This is a genomic window from Mucilaginibacter sp. 320_HR, from assembly GCF_059691875.1.
Genome location: NZ_JCAWAI010000001.1, coordinates 652,379 through 673,424, shown reverse-complemented (window position 1 = coordinate 673,424; position 21,046 = coordinate 652,379). Strand labels below are relative to the sequence as shown.

Annotated in this window: 17 protein-coding genes; 7 read left to right on the top strand and 10 right to left on the bottom strand. The window is 42.4% G+C overall.

All coding sequences use genetic code 11. The annotated features are described in order from the left end of the window. Positions 1 to 2: 2 nt before the first annotated feature. The 4 genes from atpE to AC59GT_RS02970 form a co-directional block, all read right to left on the bottom strand. Positions 3 to 212, bottom strand: coding sequence for an ATP synthase F0 subunit C (atpE, locus tag AC59GT_RS02985; RefSeq protein ID WP_067187534.1), 210 nt, complete (start codon positions 210 to 212; stop codon positions 3 to 5). Positions 213 to 256: 44 nt separating this feature from the next. Then, on the bottom strand, positions 257 to 1,261 hold the full coding sequence (gene atpB, locus AC59GT_RS02980; protein WP_497236262.1) for a F0F1 ATP synthase subunit A: 1,005 nt from the start codon (positions 1,259 to 1,261) through the stop codon (positions 257 to 259). Between the two features lie 113 nt (positions 1,262 to 1,374). Next, the gene (locus AC59GT_RS02975) at positions 1,375 to 1,749 is read right to left on the bottom strand and encodes a hypothetical protein (protein ID WP_497236261.1); all 375 of its coding nucleotides are present in this window, start codon (positions 1,747 to 1,749) and stop codon (positions 1,375 to 1,377) included. Positions 1,750 to 1,751: 2 nt separating this feature from the next. Continuing rightward, positions 1,752 to 1,982 (bottom strand): AtpZ/AtpI family protein, encoded by a 231-nt coding sequence (locus AC59GT_RS02970; protein ID WP_497236260.1) that lies wholly within the window; start codon positions 1,980 to 1,982, stop codon positions 1,752 to 1,754. 71 nt (positions 1,983 to 2,053) lie between these two features. Here AC59GT_RS02970 and porW point away from each other — a divergent pair, with 71 nt between their 5' ends. The 3 genes from porW to uvrC all read left to right on the top strand — a co-directional run bounded on the left by porW (position 2,054) and on the right by uvrC (position 9,145). Further along, complete coding sequence (gene porW / locus AC59GT_RS02965; RefSeq protein WP_497236259.1) at positions 2,054 to 4,966, top strand: type IX secretion system periplasmic lipoprotein PorW/SprE; 2,913 nt, start codon at positions 2,054 to 2,056, stop codon at positions 4,964 to 4,966. A 4-nt stretch (positions 4,967 to 4,970) separates the two neighbouring features. Beyond that, complete coding sequence (locus tag AC59GT_RS02960) at positions 4,971 to 7,247, top strand: penicillin-binding protein 1A (protein WP_497236258.1); 2,277 nt, start codon at positions 4,971 to 4,973, stop codon at positions 7,245 to 7,247. A gap of 62 nt (positions 7,248 to 7,309) precedes the next feature. Beyond that, entirely contained in the window at positions 7,310 to 9,145 is a 1,836-nt protein-coding gene (uvrC, locus tag AC59GT_RS02955; protein WP_497236257.1) for an excinuclease ABC subunit UvrC, read from the top strand. Between the two features lie 59 nt (positions 9,146 to 9,204). Here the strand turns inward: uvrC and porN are convergent, their stop codons facing one another. From porN to AC59GT_RS02925, 6 genes are all read right to left on the bottom strand, one after another. Beyond that, positions 9,205 to 10,197 carry a type IX secretion system ring subunit PorN/GldN gene (gene porN / locus AC59GT_RS02950; RefSeq protein ID WP_497236256.1) on the bottom strand — a complete coding sequence of 331 codons (993 nt, stop codon included), beginning with the start codon at positions 10,195 to 10,197 and terminating at the stop codon, positions 9,205 to 9,207. A gap of 12 nt (positions 10,198 to 10,209) precedes the next feature. After that, complete coding sequence (gene porM / locus AC59GT_RS02945) at positions 10,210 to 11,727, bottom strand: type IX secretion system motor protein PorM/GldM (protein ID WP_497236255.1); 1,518 nt, start codon at positions 11,725 to 11,727, stop codon at positions 10,210 to 10,212. 39 nt (positions 11,728 to 11,766) lie between these two features. Continuing rightward, positions 11,767 to 12,576, bottom strand: coding sequence for a type IX secretion system motor protein PorL/GldL (porL, locus tag AC59GT_RS02940; RefSeq protein WP_497236254.1), 810 nt, complete (start codon positions 12,574 to 12,576; stop codon positions 11,767 to 11,769). Positions 12,577 to 12,619: 43 nt separating this feature from the next. Continuing rightward, positions 12,620 to 13,939, bottom strand: a complete 1,320-nt coding sequence (porK, locus tag AC59GT_RS02935) for a T9SS ring complex lipoprotein PorK/GldK (RefSeq protein WP_497236253.1) — start codon at positions 13,937 to 13,939, stop codon at positions 12,620 to 12,622. 254 nt (positions 13,940 to 14,193) lie between these two features. Then, on the bottom strand, positions 14,194 to 14,952 hold the full coding sequence (locus tag AC59GT_RS02930; protein ID WP_497236252.1) for a uroporphyrinogen-III synthase: 759 nt from the start codon (positions 14,950 to 14,952) through the stop codon (positions 14,194 to 14,196). Positions 14,953 to 14,974: 22 nt separating this feature from the next. After that, entirely contained in the window at positions 14,975 to 15,847 is an 873-nt protein-coding gene (locus tag AC59GT_RS02925; protein ID WP_497236251.1) for a DUF4271 domain-containing protein, read from the bottom strand. Between the two features lie 272 nt (positions 15,848 to 16,119). Between AC59GT_RS02925 and hemW the strand changes: the two genes are divergently transcribed. The 4 genes from hemW to AC59GT_RS02905 all read left to right on the top strand — a co-directional run bounded on the left by hemW (position 16,120) and on the right by AC59GT_RS02905 (position 20,908). Then, positions 16,120 to 17,244, top strand: a complete 1,125-nt coding sequence (gene hemW, locus AC59GT_RS02920) for a radical SAM family heme chaperone HemW (protein ID WP_497236250.1) — start codon at positions 16,120 to 16,122, stop codon at positions 17,242 to 17,244. Between the two features lie 127 nt (positions 17,245 to 17,371). Continuing rightward, a complete protein-coding gene (locus AC59GT_RS02915; RefSeq protein ID WP_497236249.1) occupies positions 17,372 to 17,920 on the top strand; it encodes a fasciclin domain-containing protein in 549 nt (182 codons plus the stop codon). Positions 17,921 to 18,071: 151 nt separating this feature from the next. Continuing rightward, positions 18,072 to 18,953, top strand: a complete 882-nt coding sequence (locus tag AC59GT_RS02910) for a cupin-like domain-containing protein (RefSeq protein WP_497236248.1) — start codon at positions 18,072 to 18,074, stop codon at positions 18,951 to 18,953. Positions 18,954 to 19,066: 113 nt separating this feature from the next. Beyond that, positions 19,067 to 20,908 carry an ATP-binding protein gene (locus AC59GT_RS02905; protein WP_497236247.1) on the top strand — a complete coding sequence of 614 codons (1,842 nt, stop codon included), beginning with the start codon at positions 19,067 to 19,069 and terminating at the stop codon, positions 20,906 to 20,908. The last annotated feature ends 138 nt before the right edge of the window (positions 20,909 to 21,046 follow it).

Sequence of the window (21,046 nt, the reverse complement as noted above, 5' to 3'; positions counted from 1 at the left end):
GATTATTTTAAACCCAGGAACGATACAACCACACCGAACAGTGCAGCACCCTCAATAAGGGCGGCAGCAATGATCATCGCAGTTTGGATCTTTGAAGCAGCTTCAGGCTGGCGAGAGATACCTTCCATCGCTTTACCACCTACCTGGCCAATACCAATACCGGCACCGATAACCGCTAAACCTGCACCTAATGCAGCAATACTTCCGAACATTGTTTTAAAATTAAAGTGAATATATATTACAGTTATTTACAAAATTAATGATGGTGCTCTTCAATAGCTGTACCGATAAACAATGCGGTTAACAGTGTGAAGATGAACGCCTGCAATGCAGCTACCAACAACTCGAGCACATCCATGAAAACCACGAACGCGACAGATACAGGAGCTATAGCAAAGCTTTTAAATACAAAAATAAGTGATATTAAACTTAGCACGATAATGTGGCCTGCAGTGATGTTCGCAAACAAACGGATCATTAAGGCGAATGGTCGTGAAATGATACCCACTAGCTCTACCGGCCACATGATCGGGTAAAGCCAAACAGGTACATCCGGTGCAAAAATATGTTTCCAGTAGTATTTGTTCCCGTTAACATTCACCACAATTAGCGTAATAATCGCCAAAACAAACGTTACAGCAATATTACCTGTAAGGTTAGAACCACCTGGGAAAAATGGAATTAAGCCTATAAGGTTGTTTATGAAAATAAAGAAGAACACAGTAAGCAGTAGCGGCATAAAGCGCTGGTACTTATAACCTATATTCGGGCGGGCAATATCGTCACGCACAAATAGGATAACTGGCTCTAAAAATGATTGCAAACCCTTTGGGGCCTTACCCTCGCGCTTTTTGTAAGCAGAAGAAATCCCAAGGAAAATAATTAGGAGAACAAGTATAGACAACCACATGCTTACTACGTTCCTGGTTATCGAGAAATCTATAAGCTTCTTATGCATGTTAAGCATATTTGCACCTGCAGTAAGTTCTTCACCCGGTCCAACAATGCTTACCTTATCTTTTATTAAGCGATAAGTATAGTACTGTCCCTGGTAGTCGGCATGCCCGTGCTCGAAATGTTTCGATGAAAAAACCTCAACCCCTTTGTCGGTGTAAAGGATCACCGGAAGAGGAACTGTGGTAGTACCCCAAAGGTGCCAGCTATGCGAATCGGCAATGTGCTCCAGGATCACTTCACTCGGATTAAATTCCTCCTGATTGTGTGTTTCTGAAGCCTCTGAGGCATGTTCTTCTGCCTGCACAGCAAAAGTTTTACAACTAACGAACATCAAAAAAACGCCTAAAACGACGTTTAAAGCAACTTTTTTTGATTTCAAAATCCGGCTTAAATACATTTAATGAGTGTTTTTTGCTTCTAATTTTGGTGGCGCAAGTTACTCAACAAAACGTAAACTTCAAAGCCTGTATTCAAGAAATATACATAACAAAAATCAACCAGGAACACACCATGGCTGATGTGTATTTTTGACACAAAAATAAGTGCGAACCCCATGCAGGCAAGCATTTTTACAATGGTGGTTGCTAAAAATGTTTGGGCAAATAAATCAGGCTTTATCCGCTGTATGATCACCATAGATACGATCAGCATAAAAGTAAATAGGCTCACAAACGAAAAAAGCACCCAAAATTTGGGCACAAGCAAGTTTCCGCTACCTGTGTAGCTCAACAAAAAAGGCACCGATGCCAGTACTACCGTAAACACCAGGAACTTGATAATAGGTGTAAACACTTTCAACTTTTTGTAGATCTGTAAACTAAATATAATGATATAAAAACTCCAGCCAGTGACATGATTGCCGTTACCCACTTGGTAACATGACCTGTGCTCTCATCTATTTTGTACCCGGCAAATGTAAACGCCCCAATGATCACGATCATCTGGATAGCTATACCCATATACTTTGCATAAGAACTTGCCTGCGTGCTTGCGTCTGTATCTCTGTCATCTTCAATTTTAGCCATCCGCAAATTTATTGAACCTATTGCATACTATTTAGTAAATTAGCAATTGCTTTTTTAAACCATCTTTTGCCTTGAAGTATCTTTTTACAAAGCCCACGTTATACTTATATACAGCACTACTAACAGGCATAATTTTAGGTATATCCGGCTGTTCGCTCGAAAAGAAAAGCGCAGTTAACCGCGGCTTGCAAAATCTCACGGCGCACTACAACATTCTTTTTAATGCACGCGAAACGCTGCGTCAAAAACAAGAAGCTTATGCAACGGGCTTTATTGATGACTACAGCGAGCTGCTTTCCGTTTACCAGGATACATCCGCTACCCCACCCAATGAAGACAAAGATCTGGTTGCGACAAAGCAGCGAGCCAATAACATCATCAGTTTAAAAGAACAAAGTCACTACATTCCGGATGCATACTTGGTACTGGGTAAAGCCAATTATCTCGAAGCGAATTTCTTTAATGCTGTTGAATATTTCAACTACGCCTTGCTTATTGCCACACCTAAGCAGGAAGACCTAAAACAGGAGGCTCGTGTGTGGAAGGCTCGCTCGTTGCTTTACTTAAATAACAACGCTGAAGCAAAGCTTGTGATTGATACCGCTATCCAAAACGTTAATCCTAAAAGAGGCATTACGGCAGATGTTTACGCTACAAAGCTTCAATATGATATAAACACAGGCAATTATACCGAAGGCGAGGAAATGGCGAAGTTGGCTGTAGAAAAAGCCGGCAATAATTTACAGCGTATGCATTGGACCTACATTCTGGGGCAATTGCAGGAATTGAACCATAAACCCGGCGATGCAATTGTAAGTTACTCACGGGTGGCCCGGAGCAACGTTAGTTTTGACATGGCGTTTAATGCTACCTTAAACCGGATACGTATTGAGGACAGTCTAAACGGGGTTAAGGCCAGCCGCATAGCGCGGTTGCGCAGCTTAATACGTAACCCTAACAATCAAGACTTTATTGATCAGATATATTACCAGATCGGTCAGTTGCAGTATGTAGATAATGATGTTGATGGCGCAATAAAGAGCTATAAACAGTCTACTGCTGCAAGTCAAAAAAACCAAGGCCAGAAAGGACTATCTTATCTACGCCTGGCAGACGTGTACTTTAAAAATAGATCCGACTATGTTTTAGCAAAAAACTACTATGATAGTTCGCTTATAAACCTATCACCCAATTACCCAGGCTACATCAGCATAAAAAAGAAAGCCGACAATTTGCAATATCTTGCAGACAAGCTGGATATTATTGCACGGGAAGACACAGCGCAGATGCTTGCAGCTCTAGACGAGGTAGCACAGGCTAAACGTATAGACGAAATGGTAAACCGACATGTGCTGCAACAACAAATTATAAGCAACCCAACTGGCGGTAATGGAAACAGCACCCTTCCTCCTATTGATGAATACGGCAACAGCGCTTCGCCTCGGGCAAGTGTGCCAAACGGCACTAGTTTTTACTTTTATAACCCAAACGCCATTAGTCAAGGATACACTGATTTTAAACGAGTATGGGGCAACCGTAAACTGGAAGACAACTGGCGACGGAGTAATCGGTCGAACAGTGACATTACAATAAATAACACCAACACTGGCCGCAATATTGATCCGGATGCAGTGGCCGATAATATCCAGAAAAACCCCTCTCAGGTAGATGCGGGCACCTATCGCCAAGGTCTGTTACAAAGCTTGCCACTTACGCCCGAGCTTTTGGCAAAATCTAACCAACGCAGGTATGATGCCTACCTTGATATCGCTAACTTTTACAGGGATGTTCTTGATGACAAGGTTGAAGCTGCATTAGCTTACGAGAATATACTAAGGCTCTTCCCTGGCACGGACAATAAAGCTGCGATATACTATAACCTTTATAGGTTGTATAACTACGGCAACGCTCCTTTGTCAGATAAGTATCGGTCGTTGGTACTGAAGGAGTACCCGGAATCTCCATTTGCTAAAACCATTTTAAATCCCTACTATGGGAAACGTTTAAATGATGAAGATACCGGCTTCAGCAGCCTTTATAACCAGGTGTATGATCTTTACGCCACACGGAAGTATGCACAGGTAATTACCACAACCGATGGGCTACTGCAGCAGTATCCAAATAATCGGTATGCCGCCCAGCTCGCTTATCTAAAAGCTTTCGCCGCCGGGCACCAGGAAAAACTTGAGCCGTTTAAAGCTGACTTGCAACAAATTGTTGCCAAATACTCGGCAGACAAGCTGATTACGCCATTGGTAAACCAACATTTAGAATACATCAACTTAAACCAAGAAGAACTTGCTGCACGCGCGGTCGTGATAACTGATAGAGAAGCAAAGGATTTACAGTTTACCATCCCGATAGTGTATCAGCAGCAAACAGAATATCGCAAAGCATACACCGGCGGGCAGATAATAGCCGCTCCGGATGTACGAAAGCCAGAGAAAAAACAAGACCCTGCGACAGTAATAACTAAGGTTACACCTGCTATAATTAAGCGCGACAGCACACCTAATGCACCTGCAGTTAAAGAACCTGTAAAGCAGCCAGAGATTAGCCTTGAGGCACCGGATGAAAAGCCGGCGAACATAAAAACAAACTCCCTTGCCAAACCGCCATCCATATTCAGTAACAGGGACAGCACCAACTACTTTTTTGTTGTAAATGTAAATTCGGGTACAACTAATTTGTCGTCCTCTCGTTTTGGTATTGGTCAGTTTAATCGCGTGCAGTATCAGGGTAGCCCCATCAGCCATCAGCTGAAAAACGCCGGACCAGATAATCAGCTTATTTACGTTGGGCGTTTCTATTCCCTTGATGATGTAAAGAAATACGCCAGGCAAATTGTCCCTCTCCTTCCTGACATCATGAAGGTACCAAAGGGCAAGTACAGCTTTTTTATCGTAACCAAAGAAAATCTGGATAAATTAGCCGACGCAAAAATACTGGAGAGTTACGTAGATTTTTACCAGCAAACCTATTAATGTAATGGCAAACAAGATATATAGCAGAAATAATGCTAACGACAAAAACAAGCTTACCTCTCAGGACATCCGGAGATATAACTGGTACATATGGCGGCTGGTGATAGCCGGCTTTGCGTTTTTCGCTATCATGATCATGCTTATTGCTTTCCAGGTATTCGGTACGCTGCCGTCCTTTCGTGAACTGGAAAATCCTAAAAGCGACCAGGCCTCCCAGGTAATTTCGTCTGACAACCAGGTTATCGGCAACTACTATATTAAAAACCGTACTAGCGTTACTTACAAGCAACTATCGCCAAACGTGATAAACGCGCTTGTAGCTACCGAAGATGCCAGGTTTTATGAGCACTCCGGCATAGACTTTCAACGAACCTTCAGCATTTTAGCCTACAACTTAATCGGCAAAAAACAGGGCGGCAGTACAATTACTCAGCAATTAGCCCTTAACCTGTTTTCTGAACGGGCCAGAAACCCTTTCAAACGGATTATTCAAAAACTGCAGGAATGGATAACGGCTGTGAAGCTGGAACGTAATTATACCAAGGAAGAGATACTTACCCTCTACATGAACACTGTAGACTTTGGTGCTTACAACACCTACGGAATAAGCGCAGCTTCTCGTACCTACTTTAATACAACACCTGACAAGTTAACTCCCGACCAGGCGGCCATGCTAATGGGAATGATAAACGGCCCCGGTATTTACAGCCCGATCAATCACCCTGAAAATGCACTTAAACGCCGCAACTTTGTGTTGCGACGTATGGCTGAAGAAGGCTACTTAAGCGCAGGACAAGCAGAAGAGTTTAAACAAAAACCTCTTGGCTTGCAGTTTAAGATCACCGATCATAATGATGGTATGGCTACCTACTTCAGGGCCGTCCTGAAAAGAGAGGTTCAAAAGATTTTAGTAGACAAATCAATACTCAAGCCTGACGGCGTTACCCCTTATGATCTTGATCGCGACGGGTTAAAAATATACACAACCATTGATGCTACTATGCAGCAGTATGCTGAAGAGGCGCAAAAAGAATACATGCGCAATTTACAGGCACAGTTTAACGACCACTGGAAAGGTTATAACTTAAAAAAGGCTATACCAACTTTTAAGGCGTTAATTGATAAGGGTATGCACCGGTCTGACAGGTATGCTTCATTAAAGCAACAAAATAAAAGCGACGAAGAGATCCGTGAGGATTTTAACACACCCGCTAAGATGAATATTTTCACCTGGCACGGGGATGTAGATACGCTGATGAAGCCAATTGACTCTATTGTTTATTGCAAAATGATGCTGCGCAACGCCCTGATGAGCATGGATCCTACAACAGGCTATATAAAGGCTTGGGTGGGCGGAACAAACTTTGAGCATTTTAAATATGACCAGGTTAAAATGGGTACCCGCCAGGTTGGTTCAACAGCTAAACCGTTTACATATGCAGTTGCGATAGATGACGGGTTTTCACCCTGTATGCAAGTGGCCAACGAACCCATTACCATTACTGGCTACGGTGCTGACTGGAGCCCACGATCGTCGCCGTCCGAGACTGTGCCGGGCGTTATAACGCTGCGTACGGCTCTTGCCCGTTCGCAGAACTGGGTAACGGCTTATGTTATGAACGAGGTTAAACCGCAGCCAGTGGCCGACCTGATCAAGAAAATGGGGGTAACCAGCCCGGTACCGCCTTATCCATCCATCTGCCTTGGCACGTTTGACGCATCTGTGTTTGACATGACCGGAGCTTACAGTGCCTTTGCGAACGAAGGTGTATGGACAGAACCTACCTTCTTATTACGCATTGAGGACAAAAATGGCAACGTGTTATACAACAATACACCAAAGGTGGTGCAAGCCATGAACCCGCAAACAGCTTATGTAATGACGTATATGCTGAAAGGTGTGGTTGATGAAGGTACAGGCTGGCGTTTACGTGGCAAGTACGGTTTAACAAATCCAATTGGCGGTAAAACCGGCACCACTAACGATAACTCCGACGGCTGGTTCATTGGTATTACTCCGCAATTAGTAACTGGTATTTGGACAGGTTGCGAAGACCGCGATGTTCATTTCCGCTCTACCCGTTTGGGAGAGGGTGCAAATACGGCGCTTCCAATATTTGCCGGCTACATGAAGCGCGTTTATGCGAATAACAAACTTGGCATCAAAAAGAATGTTGATTTTGTTCCGCCTAAGAGTGGCGTTAGCATCACGCTGGACTGTGGCGCCTATAGCCAGCAACAAAAGGGAACTAACGAGGTGGAAAAGAAGCTGGACTTCTAAAAAAGAGTGATAAGTGTGGAGTAGTTGCGGACGAGTAATCCGCACTTACCCAAAACTAAGCAATGGATAAATTTGACTACAGGGAAGCCCTGAAAAACATACCGCACAAGCCTGGTGTATACCAGTATTGGGACAGCACTAACGAGCTAATTTACATTGGCAAAGCAAAAGACCTGCGCAACAGGGTAGGGTCATACTTTAACAAAGACCAACAGATAAATGCCAAAACAAGGGTGTTGGTGTCCAAGATCCGCAAAATAACCTTTACTATAGTTGATACTGAGGTTGATGCCTGGTTGCTGGAAAACAGCATGATCAAGAAGCATCAGCCGCGCTATAACGTTATGCTTAAGGATGATAAGACCTATCCCTGGATCATTATTAAAAATGAAAATTATCCCCGCATCTACTGGACAAGGCGCATCATTCGTGATGGATCTAAATACCTAGGCCCGTACGCTTCGGTAAGCATGATGCATACTATTTTAGGGCTGATTAAAGAAACTTACCCGCTACGTACCTGTAACTTGGCCTTAACTCGCGACAACATCGAAAAAGGCAAGTTCAAGGTATGTTTGGAATACCAGCTTGGTAACTGCAAAGGACCATGCCAGGACTATCAAAGTGAGGAGGATTACAACAATAATATAGAGGAAATTAAAGACGTACTGAACGGCAAAATAGGCACCGTAGTACGCAACCTTAAAGGAGACCTTGAAAAAGCAGTGAGCGAATTGAACTTTGAGCTTGCACACAGGTTGAAACGTAAAGCCGAGTTGCTGGAGAACTATCAAAGCAAGTCTACCGTTGTAAATTCTTCTATAACTGACGTCGATGTATTCAGCATAGCATCTGAAGAAAAATACGCTTTCGTAAACTTTTTGAAAGTGATGAACGGTACCATCACCCAAACACAAACCATTGAGTTAAAGAAAAGACTTGACGAAAGTGACGAAGAATTACTTACCATAGCTATAAGCGAATTCAGAAGCAGGTACAATAGCCATTCAAAAGAAATCATTGTACCTTTTGACATTGATTTAGAGGATGCCGGTAGCATAAAGTTTACCGTTCCTAAACTTGGAGAAAAGAAGAAACTGCTTGACCTCTCGCAAAAGAACGTGATGTTCTTTAAAAAGGAGAAGATAGATCAATACGAGAAACTTAATCCGGAGGTTCGTACAGAGCGCCTGCTTACCCAGATGATGAACGACCTGCGCATGAACCAGCTTCCGCGGCATATAGAGTGTTTCGATAACTCTAACTTTCAGGGTAAATACCCAGTGTCAGCCATTGTGGTGTTTAAAGATGGTAAGCCATCAAAAAAAGATTACCGGCACTTTAATGTAAAAACAGTAGAAGGGCCTAATGACTTTGCAACCATGGAAGAGGCAGTATTCCGTAGATACCGCCGCACACTAGATGAGGACACCGGTTTACCTCAGTTAATAATTATAGACGGTGGTAAAGGACAACTATCCGCTGCTATGAAAAGCTTAAAGCTGTTAGGTATTGAAAAACAAGTCACTATTATTGGTATTGCCAAGCGGCTGGAAGAATTGTTCTACCCTGGTGATCAATATCCTATGTACCTGGATAAACGATCTGAGACACTGAAGGTAATACAACAGCTGCGCGATGAAGCACACCGGTTTGGTATTACCTTTCACCGTAAAAAACGTGATAAGGGAACACTTGCTACTGAACTTGAACTTATAGAAGGGATAGGTAAAACAACAGCCGAGAAGCTTTTAAAACACTTTAAATCAGTAAAGAAGATACGTGAGGCAAGCGAAACAGATTTGCAGCAAGTGGTTAACCTGAAACAAGCTAAAGCTATAGCGCAATACTTCAGGCCCGAAGTAAGCGAGCAAAAAGCTGGCGGATTGCTTCCTTAAAACAAAAAGCCCTTGCATAATGCAAAGGCTCTGTATTTAAGTTTGAAGTTGGTCTTTTACTAGTACTGCCATAAGTTAAGTTCCCAATCCATCAGGCTCTTTTTGATCCTTTCAGATTCGTATAACTTATCAATACCCTGTGCGTAATCTTTTATACGCTCGTCTTTGTCGTTGGACTGTTTAACTATGTAGCTAGTGAAAATACGTTTAGCAAATACATCGTCAAAGCTTAGGCCAGTAGCATCATTGTTGCGGCTTACAGCTTCTTTGGTAGCTAATACCTGGCGAGCTTCAGGGAAGTATATCCAAAATGCCGGCTGATAATCTGTATTAACACCCACTGCAGCAGTTTTTACTTTAACCATTGGAGCTATGCCTATAATCCGTGGCTCAAAAATGGAGCGCTGGCGATCAAAAACCCAGTCTTCTTTAAGGCGGAACTTAACAACGCTATCTGCCTGAAAATCGCCGGCCACCACTTTTGAACCTGTTTTGTCGCCATTAGCATCAAAGGTATCCACAACACTGCTGTCGGCCATTTTGCTACGTGCCTGGCCCGCAGTCAACCGTGTCGAGAATGCATCTCCGTTAGGGTCATCCTTTGTAGTTACACTCGCATCATATGCAGTTAGTTCTCCTGCGTCGATCGCTGTTAATAAAACATCAATCAATCTTTGCTTGGGAGATGACAAATACTGGTTCATTTTTTCGCGGGTATCAATCTCTCTCCAAACACGTTTAGCAAAAGCCACATCACTTTCGCGAAGGTTAGCGTAGGGAGTAACACGTGCGCTAAGGATGTTTCCTTTTTTATAATAGCCATCTAACGGGCGATCAAAAGGTTTCGCAGCTAGCGCTCCCGCTTTCCTGGTGGTGTCCATTACAGAAGGTTGCAGCGCGGTGCTTCCGGCGCTACCAGCACCTTGTACTTTGGTTTTGCTTGTGCTTGTAACACTGCGCTTAGGTGTGGTTCTGCGCGCTTTTTTCCTTTGCTGTGCAAAGCCTACCGTGGTAAGCAGGCAAAGTGCAATTACTAAAGCTTTTGTCTTCATGTTTGTCAACTTTTAATTGGCCTGTAACACAATTGCGTCCAGCCCGCGCTGTGTTCCATCCGGACCTACAGCAATAATATCTTGTATAACAACCGTGGTGCCAGGTACAACCCCGTTCATTGCAGACCGCATTGCAGCACTAAGTTCGCCGCCGGTGGTTGATAACTGCACTGCATCCTGGCGTGGTTTTATTACAATAAGGCTAAACCTTGTTACATTAAATTTGGCGTCAAAATCAAAACCTTCAAGCTTGGCAAACACCCTGTCCTGAGAGCGTAAGTTAGCCGCACTTGTTCTGCCGCCGCTTTTACCTGCAAACTGCGGCTTAGGATCAGGGATGCGTTTTACACGGAAATCTGATGCACCTAATACCATGCCTTTATCTCCATATACAGTAACCTTTGCTGTGCCTGCACTACTTACTGTAGCCGTGTAGTGCCCGTTAGAGCCCGAAACAGATCCATTGGAAATGCTCACCTTCATGCTTTCCTTGGGTACACCCGGCGCCGATACCGACAATGGGTTAGGTACGCCAATATATAGCACATTCATCTTGTCAGGAGAAACCACAGCAGATGGTTTAGCAACCATGTAGCTACCGCTAACCGGATAACTTTCAAAACCACCGGCAAGCTTTTTAACAGCTAAAGTTCCGGTCCAGGTACGCAGGCCCTCTCCACTGGTGTTCACAGTGTAAGTTCCCACACCGTTTGACGTTGGAATATTAGAACCTCCTACCGTAATCGATGGATTGGTATGCGAATCGTAAGCAGTCAAATAAATTTCCGCTTTGTAAGGCTGTCCTGCAAGTATGTAGCTGCTTGGTGCAACTGCTACAGCTTTAAATTGGTTGAGCTTAACTTCTTGTACGTCTATTTTACCCAGTATTTGCTTAACAACATCGTTCTCAGCGTTTTTGGCATCAGCCTGAACTTTTGCGAGGGTTGTAAGCGCCGCGCCCAATGGTATACCTTCACCAAAGTAAGCATTCTGCCACGTTTTGTTTTCGTAACCCGGGCGACGTGGAGGATCGTTAGCATTTAATGAAAAGTTTACACCTTGCGATTCCTTACCCAGCAATTGTAGTAAGCGGGCTTTGGTAGCGTTAATCTTTTCTTTCAAAACGTCGGCTTTTTTTCCGTTGATCATCACCTCAGATGATATATCAAGGCTCTCTCTGGCGTTCACGTCATCTATATCCGCGTTAATGCCACCGCCTTTACTTATAAGCTCCTTTTTAATCTCTTCTATGTAGCTGTTGAGGTCATCAGCAGCTTTGGTAGCTTCCTGTGCCTGAGTCAAAAGCTTTCCGGCTTTCTCCGGATCCTCCTTTAGCTTTGTAGATTTAAAAGCATTGTAAGTTGTGTTTAAACTTGTTGTTACGTTGCTTCGGGAAGCATCTAAGCTTCTGGTTATATTTTTAAATGAATCTAGTAAACTATCCGGTACGTTAAGGGCAATAAGCCCTAAAAGCACCAGGTATAGTATACCTATCATTCGCTGTCTTGGGGTTTCTTTACCTCCGGCCATGCTCTCTTTGTTATACTGTTCTTCTCTTCAACTATACTATTAGCTAACGCGGGGTTGGTTCATGGCGCTTAACATGTTGCCATAGATGCTGTTCAGCGAAGCAAGATTTTTAGCCAAACGTCCAACTTCGTCTTTAAATAAACGCGAGTCATCTAAAGATTCGTTAAAGTTGTTCATAGTCAAAGACAAGTTTTTATAAAAGCTGTTCATCGCCTTCAAATGGGCACTTGAATCCTGTAGCTCAAGTTCATAAACTCCGTTCAACTCAGACAAGTTGCGGGCCAATTTATTAACCTGATCATGATATGCTTTAGAGTCCACATTAGAGTTTGCCATCTCTGAAAGATTAGCTGAAGCTTTTTCAAAAGCAATGCTCAAGTTATCATAACTGGCAGTTGCCTGTTTAACTTTGTTGGTGAACGCAGCTGTAGCTTCGCCGGCGTCAGTTACACGCGAGATGGCGCTAACTTTATCACCGAAAGTACGAAGCCCCTCGCCAAGGCTACTGATCAATTCCGGACCGATCTTAGCGTCAGTAAGCATTTTATCCAAAGCGACGGTATTTGAAAAGTTTGTTGCAGGAGCCACTGCTGGTCGTGCAGATACCGTTGGTAATTCGCCATGATAATCTTCGTTGAGTTCAGGATAAGCCCTTGTCCAATCAACTTCTTTCTCTTCCCTCTGAAAACCTAATATAAAAAACAACAATGCTTCTGCAATTAGTCCAATAGATATAAATGTACCACCATAAGGCCAATGCTGTATTTTAAATAACAAGCCTATGATTACTACCGTTGCCCCCCACGAAACGATGTTACTTATCCCAAATGGTTTCTTCTTCCCAGCCATAAATTTAAATAAAGAATGATGTTATAATTAGTTTTTGTTTTGATTAGCGTTTGTCCCTGATGTCGCGGCCAAGATACTTGGTAACGCAACGGAAACCGATATAAGATTTTGCGGTATCCTGATACTCGTAAGTACGTGTAGAGTTTTGAAGGAAATAACCAATATCTTTCCAGGATCCACCACGAACTACTTTTCTTTTAAGTACTTCCGGATCTGTTGATTTAGCTTCGTAGTTGAAAGTTGGTGCAAGGTCATGCACGAACGTGGTTGCAGACTCGTCATAAGCTGATAACGTCCATTCCGCAACATTACCCGACATGTTGTACAAGCCAAAGTCGTTAGGAAAGTAAGATCTAACGTTTACGGTGTAGGCACCCCCATCATCAGTGTAATTGCCACGGCCTGGTTTAAAATTGGCCATCAGGCACCCCTTAGCATTTTTGATGTATGGACCACCCCATGGATAATCAGTACCGATGCGGCCGCCTCGTGAAGCATATTCAAACTCAGCCTCGTTCGGCAGATCAAAAGGCAGGTTAGGATCAAGGCCCTTAGCGTGTTTAGCACCTTCACTAAGGCGGGTACGCCAAACGCTGAAAGCGCGTGCCTGGCGCCAGGTAACGCCGACTACCGGATAATTGCGATAAGCCGGATGTGAAAAATAGCCTTCAACCATTGGCTCGTTAGCAGCGTACGAAAAATCGCTTAACCAAACCAGCGTGTCCGGATAAACAGGAACGGTATCCCTAAAAATAAAGTCGGAGCGTTTTTTTGTTTTGTCGTTCTTGTAATTAGCGGCGTCACGCAGCACCATTAAAGAATAGTTGTATTTAAGCAACCGAACATCAATTTCGTTACGGTCAAATACCCTGTCATCACCCTGGTAATATAAACCCTGGAGTTTCTGCGCGTTAGCAGAAGCGTTCTTACCCCTGGTGCTAAAAATAGGGTTATTACGGGCATAGGTCCAGTTGATGTACTTTCTGCCGCTAGGATCAAGTCGTGCGCCTTTCTTAGGTTGTAAATAATATTTCTGATCGTTAAGATAGTTGGTTATTGCAATTGAATCGCGGACCCAAAAAACGAATTGCTTATACTTACTATTAGAAATTTCCGTCTCATCCATAAAGAATGGCGGAACAGTTACCTGCTTTGTTTGTGAAATTTGAGCGAAAGTGACATCCTGATCGGTTTGCCCCATTAAAAAAGTACCGCCTTTGATGTAGACCATGTTAAGCGGTGTAGTAGCTTTAAAGTTACGTTGCCTTACACCTACCACCTCACCGTTTCCTGCGCCGCCTGTACTACAACCTGATAATACCGAACCTGCTAAAACTACAATCAGAAAGTATATTTGCTTCATCTTATATCAAAAATCAATTACACGCTATTGAAATAAATGCCATATAACGCCCCCCGAATATATTAAATATCCTGCAATCCAAGGGAATAAATGTTTAACTAAATCTATAAAATACCTTATTACCACGAAATTGGTAATAATTTATCTCTTAACCAAACACCTAAAAAATTGTCAAAAACACCTGTTAACGTGTAATAACTTAGGCGCTTCTACGCAATATTGCTTTTTTTGTTGCAGCTTTTTTGGCGATTTTATCACTTATTAGCTTGTTTAACATATTGCTCAATGGCCATTGTCATTGACGGGGCGGCAGGGGTGGGCGCCGGAATGTCCAGGATAAGTCCCGCCTGAAGAACAGCCTTGTGTGTAGTAGCACCAAATGCTGCTATGCGGGTATTGTTTTGCTTAAAGTTAGGAAAGTTTTGATAAAGGGACTGAATGCTTGACGGGCTAAAAAATGCTATTACATCATAAAAAACCTCGGCAAGGTCACTTAGGTCACTGCAAACTGTACGGAAGAGAACCGCCGGAGTAAAATTGTAACCATTATCTAACAAGAACTTCTGCGTCTCTTCTGCAGCTACATCAGAGCATGGATATAAGAACTTCTCTCCAGAATGTTTTTTAAGAACTTCCGCTAAATCAGCGGCAGTTTGCTTACCAAAAAATATCTTGCGTTTACGGTACTGTATATATTTCTGAAGATAAAGCGCGATAGTTTCCGAAAGACAGAAATATTTCATTTCTACCGGCACCTCAAATCGCATTTCTTCACAAATGCGGAAAAAGTGGTCAGCAGAGTTACGGCTGGTAAATATAACAGCTGTAAAATCAGCCAGGTTGATCTTTTCTTTACGAAAGTCCTTTGCTGGTACGCCTTCCACATGAATGAACGACCTAAAATCGATCTTCAAGTTAAGCTTCTTAGCCAGTTCAGCGTAAGGATTTTTATCGTTCTCAGGTTTTGGGAGGGTAACTAATATACTCTTAACCTTTTTCTTTCTGTCTTCCAATGCTCTGCGTAATAAAAACTAACTACCTAAATCCGATGTCAAGTGCCTTAATTAATATTAATATGGGGCAAATTTCGAGGGCACAAAGATAGACAAATAAATAAAATTTATGAAATTGAAAATTGGAAATGATACCCACGCTGCTGCGAAGGTATTGCCACACGAAGATAATTACTGATAATAATAAGGTGACACTAAGCAGATAGGGGATAAATTTAGTAGCAATTAAGCTAAAACACAGTGCTACAGGTAAAAAAACAAACGTAATATTAAAATAAGTTAATGATAAAGTCATGATGTAATCACTAACCAGTTTGTTGATATTAAACACAAAGCCCAGGAATTTTAATATTAAAAACTTGCCTGCAAAAAGCGCCAGAATAACCACAGACAATGTTAAAAAAAGCTGAACGCCGCTAATGGTATAATAAACCTTGTAGTAACCCGTGGTAAGCAGGTACAAAAACAACCCAAAAGTGAAGCCAAACAGAAGAAACAGCCCTATAAAAATCCACGTCGTTATTGGGCTGTCTTCTTTACCGGTTTGTGTAGACTTCCGGCTGTAAAACGAAATAAAAATATTGCTAAGATCTTTTGTTGCAAAGATGTTAAGCAAAGCGGTGAATAGCAGCAGTACAATAATTACGGCTATAACCCACCTGTCGCGGGCTGGCCTTACGTGCCCATACCCCAAAATGCTTCGCTTAGTAGTAACGGCATTTTTTGCCAAATCTAAGAAGTGGTTACCTGTGTAGGTACTCGATTTAATAATGCTGTCTGCAAAAAGATTGGTGCGGGTACTATCTGGCCGTAATACATAAACAAGCCCCAGCGAGTCAGACACAGCTTTTTCTTCCAGCTTAATCGCTCGCGCTACCGAATCAAGTAAAGTCATTGGTCTTGGCCTGTATACGCGCCGCGGACTATCTACGCTGCCAGATACGCTATCTTGCTGTGCATACGCAGAGCATGCTAAGCCAATAAAACTAATGAAGATAAATAAAAATCTGCGTAACATTAAGTGCACAAATTTACCTCTTTAATTGTTGCCTGCAAGGTTGTTAAACAATTATAATGACCAGTTGCTGATACTTCAGCAATTGTATTGGTGTATTTGGGTACATGATTTAACCTATCTTTGAAGCCTGAAATTTAATACTACTTACATTGGCCGGTATTTATATACACATTCCATTTTGCAAGCAAGCCTGCCACTACTGCGACTTCCATTTCAGCACTTCGCTTAAATACAAAGAAGAAATGGTTATGGCGTTGTTAAGGGAAGCTGTTTTTCAAAAGGACTATTTAAACGGTGAACCTGTACAAACAATTTATTTTGGCGGAGGCACGCCGTCTTTACTTGGTGCTGAAGACATAAACCGGCTTATTGATACAATTACAAAAACTCATACCGTCAGTAGCGACGCCGAGATAACACTTGAAGCAAACCCGGATGATCTGAACGCCTCTAAGGTTATGGAACTTAGGGCTACTGCTATTAACCGCTTTAGCATAGGCACACAATCTTTTTTTGATGAAGACCTGCTATGGATGAACCGCGTGCACCGCAGCCAGGAAGCTGAGGCATCAATAATGCGGGTGCAGGACGCTGGCTTTGAAAATATATCTATAGACCTGATATACGGCTATCCGCTGCTTACTAACGAAAAGTGGAAACATAACCTTGACAAGGTTTTTACATTAGGTATACCTCATATGTCTGCGTATAGCATGACTGTAGAACCTCAAACAGCATTGGCATCTTTTATTAGTAAAAAAAGACAACCACCAATGAACGAAAGGCAAAGCGCTGAACAGTTCACCTTTATGATAGATGAAATGGAGCAGCGGGGCTTTGACCAATACGAGATATCTAACTTTAGCAAACCGGGGAAACACTCAAAGCACAACTCCAACTACTGGAAAGGTGTAAAATACCTGGGGATAGGTCCGTCGGCACACTCGTTTAACGGTGTTACACGCCAATGGAATATTGCCAATAATGCAAAATACCTCGATGCAATATCCCAGGCATCTATCCCGGCAGAAATTGAGCAATTAAGTGAGAACGACAGGTTAAATGAATACATTATGACGTCGCTGCGCACAATGTGGGGTGTGGACATTGAAAAGCTTGAAGCAATTGCAGTTGGCTCTTCCGCGATATTTTTAAAGGAAGCCGCACAATATGTTAACTCCGGTAAGTTATTGTTGAACAATAATGTTATTACACTTACAAAATCCGGCAAGCTATATGCCGACAATATCGCAGCAAACTTATTCTTCGCGTAATACGATATCTAGCTCTCTCTGGTTTTTAGTTTATTATCCCCGCCGGTTGTTATAAGTAACCAGCAAAACGGAAACTGCTATTTCACTTAAGGCGTATCTCCCAATATAATTTAAACAACATCATAAAATGAAAAAACTAATTATGGGAGTGCTGGCAATAGCAGCTTTAGCGTTCGCTCCAAAAGCTTTTGCTCAAACTAAAATGGTTGGCGGTGCAGCTATGTATCCTACCAAAAACATTGTAGAGAATGCTGTAAACTCTAAGGACCACACTACTCTAGTCGCAGCCGTGAAAGCAGCGGGTTTGGTAGAAACTTTGCAATCAGCAGGACCGTTTACGGTGTTCGCACCTACTAACGAGGCTTTCAATAAACTGCCTGCAGGAACCGTAGATAACCTAGTTAAACCAGAGAACAAAGCTACATTGACCAAAATATTAACTTATCACGTAGTTGCCGGTAAGCTAAGCGCAGCTGACCTTTTGGCGAAAATTAAAGCCGGTGGTGGCAAAGCAGAACTAACTACAGTAAGTGGTGGCGTTTTAACTGCAATGGTTAAAGGTAAAAAGGTTTATCTGGTTGATGAAAAAGGTGGAAAAAGTTGGGTAACCATTGCTGATGTAAACCAAAGCAACGGTGTAATACACGTAGTAAATACCGTGTTGATGCCGAACTAAGAGCAGGAATAACTCCAAAAAACAAACAATTAAGGGCAAGCCCGGCGCTATAAACGCCGGGTTTATTTTTTGTCAGCAAAAAATCAAAATAGATTTTGGCGGTGATACCAGTTGTTAATTTAATAATTTTGCTTGTTAAGAAATTGTAATTATGAGTTTGTTGTTAACCGCTATAGACAGAGTAGACCAAATCAGTAAAGAGGACTTTATAACTAACTACTTAAAACCGCGTAAACCGCTTGTAATTACCAAAGCAACAAAGAATTGGCCAGCTCTGCAAAAATGGAGCTTTGAATACCTAAAAGAAATTGTAGGCGATATTAAGGTTCCGCTTTACGACAGCAGTAAGGCAGACCCATCTAAACCGATAAATGCCTCTGCTGCAGAGATGAAGTTTGGTGACTACATAGATCTTATTCAAACGGAACCGACAGATCTGCGGATATTTCTGTTCGACCCTATTAAGCACGCTCCCAAGTTACTGGATGACTACCGGTCCCCTACCGACTTAATGGGCGGCTTCCTTGACAAATACCCCAACATGTTTTTCGGCGGAAGAGGTTCGGTAACGTTCCTGCATTACGACATTGACCTCGCTCATATATTTCATACTCATTTTAATGGCCGCAAGCACGTGATTCTTTTTGATCAGAAATGGAGCGAACGCCTTTATTGCATTCCATTTGCTACTTACGCACTTGAAGATTACGACATTGAAAACCCAGACTTCAGTAAATTTCCGGCACTGGATGGCATTGAAGGCCAGGAAACGATTTTGGAACACGGCGATACTTTGTTTATGCCAACTGGTTACTGGCACTGGATGAAATATCTTGATGGATCATTCTCTATATCATTACGTGCGTGGGATAGCTCGTGGGCTATTAAAGCAAAAAGTTTATACAATTTAACCCTGCAACGCAAGTTTGACGACGTCATGAAAAAAAACTTCAAAAAACGTTACATGGATTGGAAAGAAGAGCTTGCAATAAAACGCGCGAACAAAGCCTTATCACAAGGTAAACCTTTCTGATCGGCTGTTATTTAACATGCTAAAACTTCTTTAGTTCTAAAACTATAAGTTATAAAACCCGCAGGCCAAACTTTCGTAAAGGGCTGTTGTTTGTTGAGTGTTAATAATGGAAAATGTCGAGCCAAAACCAGCCTTTGATTCCGGTAGAGGAACAATTTAAAATAATAACCGATACTGCCCCGGTACTAATCTGGATATCCGGAGTAGACAAGTTGTGCTATTTTTTTAATGCTGGCTGGTTAAATTTTACAGGCCGATCAATGCAACAGGAAGTTGGAACTGGCTGGACAGAAGGTGTACATCCGGATGACTTGCAGCGCTTTTTGAAAACATATTATTATGCATTCGACGCTCGGCAGGAATTCAGAATGGAGTATCGGCTCAAAAGGCACGATGGTCATTTCTGCTGGGTGATAGATCATGGCGTGCCTCGATATACTCAAGATGGAGAGTTCGCAGGATATATCGGATCTTGTATGAATATAGACAGTGTATTGGAATCTGAACGGGTTAAAACAGATTTTATAAGCACCGAATCCTTTAAGAACGAACAGGCCTTAAATGAAGAGTTAGCCTCAACAAATGAGGAACTTACGGCCGCAAATGAAGAATTGGCATCAATAAACATTCAACTGGTATCTGCGCAGGGTAAACATGCTGCACTAAACAGCCAGTTGGAGGAAAAAGTACTTTTACGTACCGCAGAACTGGAACAGAGCGAGCAGGAACAACAAGCGCTTAACGAGGAGCTGGCGGCAACTAATGAAGAATTATCCGCTGCTAACGACGGCCTGTTGATTAGCCAGGAACAACTTGAAAATACCATTCGCGAACTTGCAGAAAGCGAACACCAGATACGCAGTCTGGTAGACAGCGCACCGTTTCCAATAGGTGTATACAAAGGCAGGGAGATGCGTATTATCCTTGCAAACCAATCAATAATGGATGTTTGGGGAAAAGGCAACGATGTTGTAGGTAAACTGTATTCAGAAATACTACCGGAGCTGTCTAATCAGCAGATCTATTCACAACTGGATGATGTATATACTACCGGCGTTCCATTCCACGCCCGCAACCAACGGGTTGACCTTGTAGTTGGTGGCAAGCTACAGCCCTACTATTTTAACTACAGCTTTACTCCGCTTTACGATACCGCAGGAACTATATATGGTGTTATGAATACCGCCGCGGAAGTTACCGATCTTGTATTAGCCAAACAACGTGTTGAGCAAAGCGAGAAGAAACTTGAGCAAAGCCTTGAAGACGTGCATAAGCTGCAGCGACAAAAGGACGGCTTTATAGGTATCGCAAGCCATGAATTAAAAACGCCGCTAACATCACTATCGGCTATTATACAAGTACTTACAGCAAAACTTAAAGATTCCACAGATCCGTTTATATCAGGTGGGTTAAGTAAAGCAACCGCTCAGGTCAAGAAAATGAGCAACCTGATCAACGGTTTTCTTAATATATCCAGGCTGGAGTCTGGTAAAATTTTGATAGAGAAGCATCAATTTAGATTGGACCAGTTGCTGGATGACGTGATCGACGAGGTACAATTGACAACCCAAAACCATCAAATTTCGCATTTATCACGCCAGTCGGTAAATGTTTTTGCCGACAAAGAAAAGATAGGCTCAGTTTTAGCTAATCTTCTCAGCAATGCTATAAAATACTCTCCTAAAGGCAGGCAAATAGACGTTAGTTACGAGGTGCAAAACAACATAGTAAAAGTTGCTATCCGTGATGAAGGTATGGGCATTAAACAGCAAGACCTGGACAAGTTGTTCGACCGATACTACCGTGTAGAATCAAATCACACACGTCACATATCCGGGTTTGGCATAGGGCTGTACCTAAGTGCGGAAATTGTTAAACAGCATGAAGGTAAGATATGGGCCGAAAGCGAAAGCGGTGTTGGGTCAACCTTCTACTTCACATTGCCGTTAAATTAACCCCACCTCTGAAAGTGGCTATACCTGTTCACGTGTGGTGCTTACGTAATTTTAACACCATTTTAACTGGTTATTCATTTTAAATTTATTATTTTGACATATCGGTGTAACCTTTAACTAATAACGGTTGGAGGTTTA